The organism is Curtobacterium sp. MCBA15_013 (assembly GCF_001865095.1).
Classification (GTDB): domain Bacteria; phylum Actinomycetota; class Actinomycetes; order Actinomycetales; family Microbacteriaceae; genus Curtobacterium.
In genome coordinates this window covers 62,890-76,211 of the sequence record NZ_MJGQ01000002.1, presented here as the reverse complement: position 1 = coordinate 76,211, position 13,322 = coordinate 62,890, and the positions used below count along the sequence as shown (strand labels likewise).

Here is a 13,322-nt window from a genome sequence, read left to right as displayed (position 1 = left end):
CCGGACGGGGGAACACTGATGGGGTACAGCAACCCGCCGATCCCGTGGTCCCAGTTCGAACGTGCGCTGTCCGACAAGCGGAGCCCCGGCAGCACGCACGACGGCGACGGCGGGGACAGCCCCGCGTGGTCCCGCAAGCGCGAGCCCTACGCGCCGACGACCCCGCCGGTGGCCGACGACACGAACGTGCCGGTCGTGCCGTACGCCGAGCTGCACGCGCACTCGACGTTCAGCTTCCTCGACGGCGCGAGCGGCCCGGAACAGCTCTTCGAAGAGGCCGCTCGGTTGCACCTGCACGGGCTCGCCCTCACCGACCACGACGGTTTCTACGGTGCCGCGCGCATGGCCGAGGTGGCCGAGGCATACCCGACCGTCGCCACGGTGTACGGCACCGAGCTGTCCCTCGGGTTGACCGAACCGCAGAACGGCGTACCCGACCCCGAGGGCACGCACCTGCTCCTGCTGGCGGACGGGCAGGACGGGTACCACCGGCTCGCCGGTGCCGTCACCCGGGCGCACCTGGCCGCCGGCGCCGAGAAGGGACGACCCCGGTACGACCTCGACGACCTCGCAGCACGATCGGACGGGCACTGGCGCGTCCTGACCGGGTGCCGCAAGGGGGCCGTCCGGCAGGCGCTCGAGCGCGGGGGCGAGTCCGCGGCCGAGGACGCCCTGCGCGCCCTGCTCGACCGGTTCGGCACGGCGGGGGTCGTCGTCGAGCTCACCGACCACGGCGACCCGATGGACACCGCGCGGAACGACGTCCTGGCCGCCCTCGCCGCGAAGCACGCGCTGCCCACGGTGGCCACGGGCAACGTGCACTACGCCACCCCGGACCGCTTCCCGGTGGCGACGGCGCTCGCCGCGGTCCGGGCCCGCCGCAGTCTCGACGAGATCGACGGGTGGCTGCCGGCCGCACCGACGGCCCACCTCCGCTCGGGGGCCGAGATGACCCGGCGGTTCGCCCGCTACCCCGGGGCGATCGAGCACAGCGTCGAACTCGCCGACGAGCTCGGGTTCCGGCTGAAGACGGTCAAGCCCGGGTTGCCCGACATCGACGTCCCCGACGGGCACACCACGATGTCCTGGCTGCGGGAGCTCACCTGGCGCGGCGCCCGCCGGTTCTACCCCGGCAGTGCCGATGGTGTCGACCCGCAGAAGCGCGAGCGCATCGAACGCGAGCTCTCGGTGATCGAGGACAAGGACTTCCCCGGCTACTTCCTCATCGTGCGGGACATGGTGCAGTACGCCCGTGAGCGCGGCATCCTCTGCCAGGGCCGCGGCTCGGCGGCGAACTCGGCGGTCTGCTACCTGCTCGAGATCACCGCGGTCGACTCGATCCGCTACGGGCTGCCGTTCGAACGCTTCCTGTCGGCCATGCGCGACGAGGAACCCGACATCGACGTCGACTTCGACTCCGACCGGCGTGAAGAGGTCATCCAGTACGTCTACGAGAAGTACGGCCGGTTCAACGCCGCACAGGTCGCGAACGTCATCACCTACCGGCCGAAGGGCGCCGTGCGGGACATGGCGAAGGCGCTCGGCCACAGCCCCGGGCAGCAGGACGCCTGGTCGAAGCAGGTCGAACGCTGGGGCTCGGTGACCGAGAGCCAAGACCACGACATCCCCGACACCGTGGTCGACATGGCGCAGCAGGTGCTCGGGTTCCCCCGGCACCTCGGCATCCACTCCGGCGGCATGGTCCTCACCGACCGGCCCGTGGGCGAGGTCGTACCGATCGAGCACGCCCGCATGGACGGTCGGACGGTGCTGCAGTGGGACAAGGACGACTGCGCCTACATGGGGCTCGTGAAGTTCGACATGCTCGGGCTCGGCATGCTCGCCGCGCTGCAGTACTCGTTCGACCTCGCCGACGAGCACTGCGGGGAGCGGTGGGACATGCACTCCATCCCGAAGGAGGAACAGGGCGTCTACGACCAGCTGTGCCGCGCGGACACCATCGGGGTGTTCCAGGTGGAGTCCCGAGCGCAGATGGGGACGCTGCCCCGACTGCTGCCGCGGCGCTTCTACGACCTCGTGATCGAGGTCGCCCTGGTGCGCCCCGGGCCGATCCAGGGCGGTGCAGTCCACCCGTACATCCGGCGGCGCACGGGCGAAGAGCCGATCACGTACATCCACCCGTCGCTCGAACCCGTGCTCGAGCGGACCCTCGGCGTCCCGCTCTTCCAGGAACAACTCATGCAGATGGCGATCGCGGTGGGCGGGTGCTCGGGGGACGACGCCGACCTGCTCCGGCGTGCGATGGGGTCGAAGCGCGGGCACGAGAAGATCGACCGGCTCCGCGAGAAGCTCTACGCCGGGATGGCCGCGAACGACATCCACGGCGAGGACGCCGACGCCATCTACGCCAAGATCCAGGCGTTCGCGAACTTCGGCTTCGCGGAGAGCCACTCCATCAGCTTCGCGCTCATCGTCTACGCGAGCGCGTGGATGCGGCTGCACTACCCCGGAGCCTTCCTCGCCGCGCTGCTCCGTGCGCAGCCGATGGGGTTCTACTCACCCCAGACCCTGGTGGCCGACGCCCGTCGGCACGGGGTCACCGTCCTGCGACCGGACATCCTGCGCTCCGGCGTGGACGCCACGTTGGAGCCGCTGCACGACGACGCCGCCGACGACGACGCCGACGGCGGTCCAGGAGGCGCGGCGCACGTCCACGCGACGGGTCACGACGACTGCCTGGCCGAGGAACAGCCCCCGGTGCTGCCGTTCGACAAGGCCACGCCCGACGACACGGCGCGGCACCGGCGGGACGGCGCCTTCGCGGTCCGTCTCGGGTTGGCCGAGGTCTCCTCGCTCGGCCGGAAGAGCGCCGAGAAGATCGTCGCCGAGCGGGATGCCCACGGTCCCTTCACCGACATGTCCGACCTCGCTCGCCGTGTCGGCCTGACCACGGCGCAGCTCGAGGCGCTCGCCGCCGCCGACGCCTTCGCGTCGATCGGGGTCGACCGGCGCGGTGGGATGTGGTCGGCAGCACAGGCCGCGGCCGAGCGTCCCGACCAGCTGCCCGACACCCAGGTGACGGTGCAGCCGCCGCTGTTCGGGCAGATGACCAGCGGTGACGTCCTCATCGCGGACATGTGGTCGACGGGGATGACGACGGACGACCATCCCGTGCGGCACGTCCGTGGTGGCCTCGTGGCCCGCGGGGTGCTCAGCGTCCAGGACACCGCGACGGCCGAGACCGGACGGCGGGTCGAGGTCGGGGGGATCGTGACGCACCGGCAGCGTCCGGCGACGGCGTCCGGCATCACGTTCATGAACGTCGAGGACGAGACCGGGCTGGTGAACGTGATCTGCAGCGTCGGCGTGTGGGGGCGGTACCGACGGGTCGCGCGCGAGGCGCCGGCCGTGATCGTGCGGGGGATCCTCGAGCGGTCGCCGGACGGGGTCGTGAACCTGGTGGCCGACCGGATCGAACACCTGTCCCTGTCGGTCCGCACCCGGTCGAGGGACTTCCAGTGACCGACCGGCTACTGCACCTCGGGGATGCGGATCGTGACCTCGAGCCCACCGGACCGCACGTTCCGGAGCGACGCCGTCCCGCCCGCACGCTCCGCCACGGCCCGCACGATCGCGAGCCCGAGTCCGGAACCACCCGGCAGGGGGATCGTGCCGGTCGCGGGGTCCGGGTTCGGGCGGGACTTCCGGGCCTCGTCGGGGCGGGTGAACCGGTCGAAGGCGACGGGGATGAACGACTCCGGCACACCGGGGCCGTCGTCCGTGATCTGCAGGATCCCCTCGCCGCCGGCACTGCGCCACGAGACGAAGACGCCGCCGCCGCGGGGGAGTGCCGAGACCGCGTTGCCGGCGATGTTCGTGACGAGCTGCGCCATGCCACCGGTGTCGAGTCGGTACCGCGGTTCCACGGTGCCGCCGCCGATGCCCGGGCCGGAACCCCCGACGGCGACCGGGGACTCCAGGTCGAAGTCGACGGTGATGTCCTTGGCGGACGCGATGAGCCGGACGCGGTCGACGGCACTCATGACCTCGTCGCCGAGGTCCGACCAGCCCGTGGGCTGCTGCTCGGCACCGTCCTGTTCGCGGCGCTCGGACTCCTCGATGCGGGACAGCGCGAGCAGGTCGTTCGCCAGGCGGGACAGCCGCGCGACGCTGAGCTTCGCGCGCTCGATGTGGGCGGCGAGGGCGGCCGCGTCGTCCCCGTCGAGGGACGCCAGGTCGAGCTGGGTCGTCAGGATCGCGAGGGGCGTGCGGAGTTCGTGGCTCGCGTCCGAGACCATCTGGCGCTCGCGTTCGGTGGCCTGGCGCGTGCGGGCGAGGAAGGCGTTGAGGGTCGTCGCCAGCGAGGCGAGTTCGTCCTGGGCAGGACCGACCGGCAGTTCGGCGCGTTCGGGGGCGACGGAGAGGCGCTCGGCCTCGCGGCGCATCCGGTTCACCGGGCGCAGGGCGGCGGTCGCGAGCACCCACGAGGCGATGCCGAACGCGACCAGGATCGCGAGGCCGGTGAGCGACAGCGTCGAGGTCAGGTCGTCGACGACGATCGCCTCGGCCTGCGAGTTGCGGGCCGCCACGACCGTCCACCGACCCGCCTGGTTGACGGGGTGCTCGACGACGACGCGGTACTCCGAGCCGGCGACCCGGATGAGGGACGTCCCGGCCTTCGTCTCGGTGAGGCTGCCGAGCGCGCGCTCGACGCGGGGCGGCATGGTCGACAGGGCGATGTCACCGGACGGCGAGACCACGGCCACGAGCTGCGCGTTGCCCGGCGGGGACAGGTCGGGATCGCTGTCGACCTCGAGCGTGGCCACGTACGGGTCGGCGTCCGCGTCGAGCAGCGTGCGCGTGGCACTCGCGACGACGCTGACGACCTGGAACCGCATGACGAGCACGAGCAGCACGATGACCACCGCCGCGATCGCCGTGGACCCGATGGTGATCCGAGCGCGGAGCGACAGGTTCCGCAGCGGACGGATCAGGCCACGCCCGGAACCGGTCACGCTCCGAGCAGATCGAGCCGGTAGCCGCGGCCGCGCACGGTGGAGATCGCGACCGTCGCCTCGTGCGAGGTCAGCTTCTTGCGGAGGTACGAGATGTACTGCTCGACGACGTTCGGGTCGACGTGCTGCGAGCCGTCCCAGACCTCTTCGAGGATCTTCGGGCGGTCGACCACGGTGCCCACCGACCGTGCGAGCAGCCGGAGGAGCGCGAACTCGGTGGGGCTCACGGCGACCCGCTGGCCCTTGATCAGGATGCGACGGGCCTCGGAGTCGATCGCGACGTCGCCCACCTCGATGGTGCGCGGGGCGCCGGCGGACTCGCGACGACCGAGGGCACGGAGCCGAGCGGTGAGCTCGGCGAAGGCGAACGGCTTCGTGAGGTAGTCGTCGGCGCCGGCGTCGAGGCCGAACACGCGGTCGTCCACGGCGTCCCGCGCGGTCACGAGGAGGATCCGGACCGGGTCCTCGCGCTCGCGGATGCGGCGGGCGAGCTCGAAGCCGGACATGCCGGGCATCATGACGTCCACGACGGCCAGGTCGAACGCCTGGTCGCCGAGCGCGATCAGCGCCTCGACCCCGTTCTCGACCGCGGTGACGCGGTACCCCTCTGCCGCGAGCCCACGTTCCATGAGCGCGCGCATCTCGTCATCGTCCTCGACCACCAACAGGCGCATAGCGACCTCCTCGACCCCATCGTGGCATCGAACCTGTACATGCGGGAGATCCCACGGCTGAACTCGCTGAATCTCGTCACAGTCACGGCGGTCGGACAGGTAGAACGGTCTGTCCCCCGTTCGTGGGACGTGAGGACTGCTTGCTTCGTTGCTATGCTCGCGCACCGGAAGCGGCGTACCCGACGTCACATCCGCAGTGGGGGCACCATGAACGACATGCCGGAACACCCGGCCCTCGTCCGTCTGCGTGCCGAGCTCGACGCCGCTTGGAAGGGCATCGGCGTGCTCGGTGACATGGAGGACGACAGCCGCGACCGTGTGGTCGCCGAGCTCCGGGCGGCGGTCCCGGACATCGCGAGCGTCGCTGCTCGTGCCGCGGGGGCCGATGCCGTCGTGGCCGAGATCAGCCGGTTCGCGAGCGTCGAGGTCGTCTCGAGCGACTCGACCGTGCCGACGGCGACGATCTGGGACGACATCGTGCACTCCGCGGCCGAGGCAGCGTCCGCCGCACGCTGACGCGCCACGTGCCGGTGAGCAAGGCGGTGCCGGCCGCACGCTGACGCGCCACGAGCGCGCACGCGCACGCGCCCGCCCACGTTCCGCGTCAGTCGTCCTCGCCGAGCAGCTCCTCGCGCACGCGCCGGATGTCCTCGAGCAGCGCCCCGATCAGGATCCAGTGCCGCGAGTTCGGCTGGATCACCTCGAGCGGCGCCGTGAGTGCCGGCTCCGCGACGTCCTCGTCGTGCTGCGGCGACGTCGGCACCGACCACCGGGGCCGAGGGGACGCGGCGGTCGACACGGGCACCTCCTTCGCGGCGACCCGGGCACTGAGCGCCCGGACGTCGGCCGCGATCCGGGCGACCTCGGTGGCGATGCTCCCGACGACGGGGTCGGCCCGGAGGTCGGGCGCCGTGTTGTCCTGGATCGCCCGGGTCATGCCGGTGACCCGGGTGACGAGCACACGCAGGTGTTCGGCCACGACGATGTCCTCGTCGAGGACGGTCCGGTGCCGGCCGCCGCGCGGGTTCATCGTGAGGGACTCCCGGGCCGCGGTGAGCGACGCCTCGGCGCGGGCGTGCTGCTGCCGGAGCGCCCGGGCCTGCAGGAGCGCCTCGTGCCAGCGGTCCTGGTCCCACCCCTCGGTGAGCCCGATCGCCACCCGCTCGAACGCGGCGGCGGTGTCCCGGGCGAGCCGTGCGACCGCGAGGTGCGCCGGACCGAGCAGCACCGGCGGCACGATGAGCGCGTTCACGATGAGGGCGACGATCGCTCCGAGGACGGTCTCGAGGATCCGGTCGGCCGAGTAGTTCGGCGTGACGACGCCCGCGGTCAGCACGAGCATGCCGCTGATGCCGACCTGCGTCGCCGAGGTCGGGGTGAGCCGCAGGGCCCACGCGATGAGGATGGCGAGCACGATGACCAGCAGCACGACCCACACGGTGTCGCCGAGCAGCAGGTGGAACCCGGTGGCGAGCACGACCCCGAGGACGACCCCGGCGCTGCGCTCGAGTCCCTTCACGAACGACTGGTTGATGCTCGGCTGCACCACGAGCAGCGCGGCGATCGCGGCGAAGGTCGGGAACGGGCCGTCGATGAGCACCCGGCACAGCAGCACGGCGGCGACCACCGCGACCGCGGTCTTGACGACCTGCAGGAACGGCGTGCGACTGGAGCTGCGGAGACGCGCGACCGGGTTCACGACGACCACCGTAGCCACGGTGCGCGCGCCGAGCCGTGCACGAACGCGACGAATCCCGCCCCGTCCGGTTGACTGGTCTCGTGTGGCCCAACCATGAGCGCGTCATCCCGCAGGCCTTCGCCGGCTCCGGGACCTCCGTGGTGGCCGCACGCGCGCACTCGGTCGAACCCTCGGGCAACGGCTACCTGTACGGGTACGAGGTCGACACCGTGGACCGCAACGGCCAGCGCGCCACGGTCCTGACCTACGTCGACACGGGCGGGACCCACGACCAGAACAGCGCGATCGTCACCGACCCCGCGACGGGCGAGCCGGTCTCGGTGTGGGCGTACCCGAACGACCCCGGGCTGCCGGTGCTGCCCCAGGTGACCTACCGCGACGCCGTCGCCGAGCTCCTCACGACGCTCGGCATGCCGGTCACCGACCCGACCCTCACGGTCGCGGCGTACCGACCGGGCAAGCGTGCCGTGGTGCGGGTCGACGCCGCCGAGGGGACCCTCTTCCTCAAGGTCGTGCGTCCGCACCGGGTGGCCCCGATCGAGAAGTCGCACGAGCAGTTCGTCGCCGCCGGACTGCCGGTGCCGCGGGTGCTGTCGAGCCGTGGGGACGGTCTGCTCGTCCTCGAACGCATCCGCGGGGTCCCCGCCGGCAGCCGCATCCTCGAGATCGCGGACGACCCGCGCTTCGTGGCCTCCCTCGCGGCGCTCACCGGGCGGATCGCGACGGTCCCGATGACGCAGCAGGCCCGCGCCGACGCGATGGACCACGCCGACTGGCACCGCCGCACCCTCGTCGCCGCGCTGCCGCAGGACGCCGAGGAGATCGACGCGCTCTACGACGCCATCGGACGACGCTCGATCGGCTGGGCGACCGCGACGAAGCAGGTCGTGCACGGCGACCTGCACCTCGAGCAGGTCTTCGTCGACGAGGACGAGCCGTGGCGCATCTCCGGCCTGCTCGACATCGACACGGCGGGCTGGGGCTACCCGGTGCGCGACATCGGTGCCGTGGTGGCGCACCTCGTCGTCACGGGGCTGTGGCACCGGTCGCGCGGCGACGCGGAGCGCGGGGCGGCCGCCGAACGCCTCGCCGACGCCGTCGCGCGCGACTGGATCGCGCGCAACCCCGACCAGTCGGACCGGATCGGCCCGGCGATCGGCGCGCAACTGCTCGCGCACGCCGGCGGCCAGGCCACGACCGGTTCCGCGAACGGCATCCACACGGCGGAGCAGCTGCTGGCGGCGACGCAGGCGGCCCTCGCCGAGGCGACGCCGATCGTCCCGTCCGACGGCCTCCTCCGCCCGCGCTCCGCACCACAGGCCTGACGCGACCACCTGCGCGACGCCGGTCGCGGGACGGGTCCGCACCGCGCCTCCTGGACCCGACAGCAGGCGGATCCAGGAGGCGCGACTCGCGCGGGCGTCGTCGAGTCGCCTCCGTCGGTGGTCGGGGAGTAAACTGAGCGCGCACGCACCGCGTTCCCGCGTGCCGCGTCGATTCCGGACGCAGCAGTCGGTCACTTGACCGACGTGGGAACCGGGTCCGTGATCGCTCCGAGGGGGCATCACGTGCGTGTGACGGCGCCGGATCCCGGCGCGGACCGTCGCATCCGGCCCCACCCGGTGGCCGCGATGGGAACGGTCCGCGGGACTCCACGTCCCCCGGACGGGGACCGGCGAAGCGGTGGGCCACGGTGGCCCCCGGAACACCGGAGCCGTGCCAGGCGCCGGTTCAGGACTTCCGCCCCGCGGGGCGGCTCGCCCGCACGAACGGGCGGAACAGGAGGAGCGTTGGCTCGATCAGGCACCCGGCGAGCAGCCGGCGGGACGCGGACCGCGTCGCGTCGCACCAGGCCGCTCGACAACGACGGCGTCATCCCCGTGCTCGCCCGCGCCGTGCGCGAGGTCGAGGCGGCGGCGCAGCGTGGACCGCTCAAGGCGTCGAACCGTTCGAAGTTCCAGGCGGTCGCCCTGCTCATGCGCGAGGAACGCGCACGGGTCAAGGCGGACACCGAACTCACCGACTCGCAGCGCGCCGAGCAGCTCAAGCGGCTCGACGGCGTCGCGACGATCCTCGCGAAGACCGCGGCGCGGGACACGAGCGTGATCCAGCTCCTCACGGAAGAGGCGTCGGTCAGCGAGACGACCCGCACCGTGAAGCGCGACATGATGATCGCGGGTGGCATGGAACTGCAGCCCGAGGAACTCGTCATCGCGGCGGAGCCCTCGCCGACGGTGGAGAGCCCGGTGCGTGCGGTCGTGCCGCAGGCGGTCGTGCAGCGACAGCTCGCGAACCCGTTCCTGCCGCCGGACTTCGCGCTCGCCGACCAGCCCGTCGCGCACCCGCGTCGCCTGGCGAACTGGGAGCTGTTCGGCCCGCTCTTCAAGTCGTTCGAGTACGGCGCGGGCGGGGGAGCGGCGACGATGCCGCTGCCGGAGCCCACGACGCTGCACTCGCGATCGGGCACCACGCTCATGAAGCACCAGGCGGAGCTCATCGCCGCCGCGGCGCAGGGCCACCGCACGTTCCTGCTCGCCGACGAGCCCGGCCTCGGCAAGACCGCGCAGTCGCTCCTCGCCGCCGAGGCCGCGAACGCCTTCCCGCTGCTGGTCGTCGTGCCGAACGTCGTCAAGACGAACTGGAAGCGCGAGGCCGCCCGCTGGGTCCCGAACCGCACCGCCACGGTCATCCACGGCGACGGGGACGACCTCGACGGGTTCGCCGACATCGTCATCGTGAACTACGAGATCCTCGACCGGCACGCCGGCTGGCTCGGGAACTTCGGGTTCAAGGGCATGGTCGTCGACGAGGCGCACTTCATCAAGAACAAGGACTCGCAGCGCTCGAAGTTCGTGCTGCAGCTCGCCGAGGCGATCCGGTCGCGCACCTCGTCGCCGCTGCTGATGGCACTCACCGGTACGCCGCTGATCAACTCGGTCGAGGACTTCCGCACCATCTGGGAGTACCTCGGCTGGATCGACGACAAGAAGCCGCGCGCCAAGCTCATGAACGAGCTCGAGGAGATCGGCCTGACGCCGGCCGACCCCGGGTTCTTCGTCGAGGCCCGCAAGGCCGTCATCGACCAGGGCATCGTCCGGCGCCGCAAGGTCGACGTCGCCGCGGACATCCCGGCACGTCGGATCGCCGACATCCCCGTCGAACTCGACGACGAGGTCGGCCGCTCGATCCGCGACGCCGAGCGCGAGCTCACCGCGAAGCTCGTCAAGCGGTACCACCAGGCGCTCGACGCCCGCACCGGGCAGGACCCGGTCGTCGGCATCGACCACAAGCTCGTCCGCCAGGTCGCGCGCTGGGAGCTCGAGGACCAGGACGCCTCGCCGACCGGGGAGAACGTGTTCTCGATGGTGCGGCGCATCGGTCGGGCCAAGGCACAGCTCGCGGCGGACTACGCGGCGCAGCTCGCCTCGAACGTCGGCAAGGTCGTGTTCTTCGCGAAGCACCTCGACGTCATGGACCAGGCGGAAGAGGTGTTCGCTCGTCGACACCTCCGCACCGCGACGGTCCGGGGCGACCAGACGCCGGCGCAGCGCACGGCCGAGATCGACTCGTTCGTGAACGACCCCGACGTCGCCGTGATCGTCTGCTCGCTCACCGCGGCGGGCGTCGGCCTGAACCTGCAGGTGTCGTCGAACGTCGTGCTCGCCGAGCTGTCGTGGACGAGCGCCGAGCAGACCCAGGCGATCGACCGCGTGCACCGCATCGGGCAGGAGGAGCCCGTCACGGCGTGGCGCATCATCGCCGCCCAGACGATCGATACCAAGATCGCCGAGCTCATCGACTCGAAGGCGTCCCTGGCCGCCCGCGCGCTCGACGGCTCGGACGAGGAGATCGTCGACTCCGGCGACATCCAGCTCGACGCGATGGCGGCGCTGCTGACCGAGGCACTGGAGCGCGGCTAGGGCCGGCGCGTGCGGCGCGTGCGGCGCGTGGCGCGCATGTCTCTCGCACAACGGAAGTCCGTCCGAACCACGCGATCGCGCGGTTCGGACGGACTTCGGTTGTGCGGGGCTCCGCGGCGTCAGATGCGCGACTGGACCTCGGCGAGCGAGGGGTTCGTCGCCGTGCTGCCGTCGGGGAACACCAGCGTCGGCACGGTCTGGTTGCCGCCGTTGACCTCGGCGACGAGTTCGGCCGTGCCGGGCGTCTGCTCGATGTCGACCTCGCGGTAGGGGACCCCGGCCTTGGACATCTGGTTCTTCAGGCGCGCGCAGTAGCCGCACCAGCTGGTCGTGAACATCGTGACGGCGCCGGCCTCCGGCACGAACGCGTCGCGGGTGATCGTCTCGCTCATGTGCTCAGGCTAACCCCGCCGGTTCGGGGAACACGGGGAAGCCCTGGTAGACAGGACCGCGTGAGCGACACGCACCTCGAGATCGAGCGAACCTACGACCTGCCCGAGGGCGGTGCCCTGCCGGACCTCGTCGGCATCGGCGGCATCATCCGCACCGAGCACCAGGAGCCGTTCGACCTCGACGCGACGTACTGGGACACCGAGCGGTACGACCTCGTGGCCGCCCGCGTGACGGTGCGCCGCCGGACCGGTGGCCCCGACGCCGGCTGGCACATCAAGCGCGCCTCGTCCGACACCGTCCGGCACGAGCAGCACTTCCCGCTCACCGACGACGCCGACACCGTCCCCGACGAGGTCCTCGCCGCACTCTTCACCGAGCGCCGTGGCCGGGGCCTCCACCCGGTGGTCCGGATCACGACGACCCGCACGGTGACGCGGCTGCTCGACGAGGACGGCGACCAGATCGCCGAGCTCGCCGACGACCAGGTCCGCGCGACGCGGCTCGACGACGACGCCCCCGAGACCCCGCGCACCTGGCGCGAGGTCGAGGTCGAGATCGTCGGCGGCGTCGACCCGCAGGTCGCCCACGAGCTCTTCGCGTCGCTCGACGGGCGCTTCGCCGCCGTCGGCGCCGGCCCCGCCGCCGTCTCGTCCAAGCTGGCACGTGGGCTGGCAGGAGCACCGGCACCGCGCCTCCAGGCCGAGGACAAGCCGGACAAGGGAACGACCGCGCGCGTGCTGGTGAAGCGGCTGCGGAAGCTCCGCGCCGCGCTCCTCGCCCAGGAGGCGCGGCTCCGCTCCGGCGACGCCACCGACCTCCGGCAGGCGGCCGAGACCGCCCTCGAGATCGCCGCGATCCTCGGCGCGTACCGTCCGGCGTTCGCCGCCGGCGACGCCGTCGACCGCGCTGCCGCGGGGGCGGACGGACTCGCCGCCGTCACCGCGCGCGCTGCGTTGGCGGAGTACCTCATCGACCGGCTGCCGCGCGCGTCGACCCCGGCGCAGGACGAGCTCGTCGACGCGATGACGCGCGAGCGGATCCTGGCGGCCACCCGCGAACGTCGCGACCAGTCGGTCCGGGACGTCGTGGCGTTCCTGCACGGCGAGCCGTTCCTCGAGCTCCTCGACGCCCTCGACGACGCGGTCGAGCGACCCGCACCGACCGCGTGGGCCCTCCGGTCGCCGAAGAAGGTCGCGCAGGACGTCGTCGCCCAGGTGAAGCCGGAGGTCCGCGAACTCGTGCGCGCCGCGGTCGCCGACGACACCTCGGACACCGCCGCTGCGCGTGAGGCCGCCGACCGCGCCACGACCGAGGCCGCCTGGCAGGCGACGATGCGCGCGCGCCTGACGATGGACGTGCTCGGCGACGACGCGTTCCCGCACGCACTGTGGAAGCGGATCGGGACGGCGGCCGACGTCCTCACCGAGCGGGTGCGCTCCCTGCACGCGCTCGACACGCTGCGCACGAACGCGGCGATCGCCGAGCGCGGCGGCGAGGGTACGTTCGGGTACGGGGTGCTCGCGGGCGACCGGGTGCGCCTCGCCGAGGAGTCCTACGACGAGGCGGTGCACGCGCTCAACCGCGTGTGACGCGCCGGGCGGCGGGCGGCGCGCGCTCGCGCGCTCGCTTGGTGAGCAGAAATGGTCGGGTGCCGATGGGC

Annotated in this window: 9 protein-coding genes; 5 read left to right on the top strand and 4 right to left on the bottom strand. The window is 72.3% G+C overall.

Annotated elements, in window-relative coordinates:
• Positions 1 to 18 precede the first annotated feature (18 nt).
• Positions 19 to 3,483: an error-prone DNA polymerase gene (locus tag BIV01_RS01390; RefSeq protein WP_071295405.1), complete on the top strand. Its 3,465-nt coding sequence runs from the start codon at positions 19 to 21 to the stop codon at positions 3,481 to 3,483.
• Positions 3,484 to 3,491: 8 nt separating this feature from the next.
• Here BIV01_RS01390 and BIV01_RS01385 read toward each other — a convergent pair whose 3' ends face one another.
• Positions 3,492 to 4,976: a sensor histidine kinase gene (locus BIV01_RS01385; protein ID WP_083413697.1), complete on the bottom strand. Its 1,485-nt coding sequence runs from the start codon at positions 4,974 to 4,976 to the stop codon at positions 3,492 to 3,494.
• Complete coding sequence (locus tag BIV01_RS01380) at positions 4,973 to 5,650, bottom strand: response regulator transcription factor (RefSeq protein ID WP_070416542.1); 678 nt, start codon at positions 5,648 to 5,650, stop codon at positions 4,973 to 4,975. Before BIV01_RS01380 ends, BIV01_RS01385 begins: the two co-directional genes overlap by 4 nt.
• Positions 5,651 to 5,866: 216 nt before the next feature.
• Here BIV01_RS01380 and BIV01_RS01375 point away from each other — a divergent pair, with 216 nt between their 5' ends.
• Positions 5,867 to 6,166, top strand: a complete 300-nt coding sequence (locus tag BIV01_RS01375; RefSeq protein ID WP_139199160.1) for a hypothetical protein — start codon at positions 5,867 to 5,869, stop codon at positions 6,164 to 6,166.
• Positions 6,167 to 6,254: 88 nt separating this feature from the next.
• Here the strand turns inward: BIV01_RS01375 and BIV01_RS01370 are convergent, their stop codons facing one another.
• Entirely contained in the window at positions 6,255 to 7,349 is a 1,095-nt protein-coding gene (locus BIV01_RS01370; protein ID WP_071295495.1) for an FUSC family protein, read from the bottom strand.
• 80 nt (positions 7,350 to 7,429) lie between these two features.
• Here BIV01_RS01370 and BIV01_RS01365 point away from each other — a divergent pair, with 80 nt between their 5' ends.
• Together BIV01_RS01365 and BIV01_RS01360 are read left to right on the top strand one after the other, a co-directional pair.
• A complete protein-coding gene (locus tag BIV01_RS01365) occupies positions 7,430 to 8,674 on the top strand; it encodes an aminoglycoside phosphotransferase family protein (protein ID WP_071295406.1) in 1,245 nt (414 codons plus the stop codon).
• Between the two features lie 465 nt (positions 8,675 to 9,139).
• Positions 9,140 to 11,269 (top strand): DEAD/DEAH box helicase, encoded by a 2,130-nt coding sequence (locus BIV01_RS01360; protein ID WP_071301693.1) that lies wholly within the window; start codon positions 9,140 to 9,142, stop codon positions 11,267 to 11,269.
• A 119-nt stretch (positions 11,270 to 11,388) separates the two neighbouring features.
• Here the strand turns inward: BIV01_RS01360 and BIV01_RS19585 are convergent, their stop codons facing one another.
• Entirely contained in the window at positions 11,389 to 11,661 is a 273-nt protein-coding gene (locus BIV01_RS19585; protein ID WP_070416538.1) for a mycoredoxin, read from the bottom strand.
• Positions 11,662 to 11,721: 60 nt separating this feature from the next.
• On the opposite strand from BIV01_RS19585, the gene BIV01_RS01350 reads away from it, so the two are divergent.
• Positions 11,722 to 13,251: a CYTH domain-containing protein gene (locus BIV01_RS01350; protein ID WP_071301692.1), complete on the top strand. Its 1,530-nt coding sequence runs from the start codon at positions 11,722 to 11,724 to the stop codon at positions 13,249 to 13,251.
• Positions 13,252 to 13,322 lie beyond the last annotated feature (71 nt).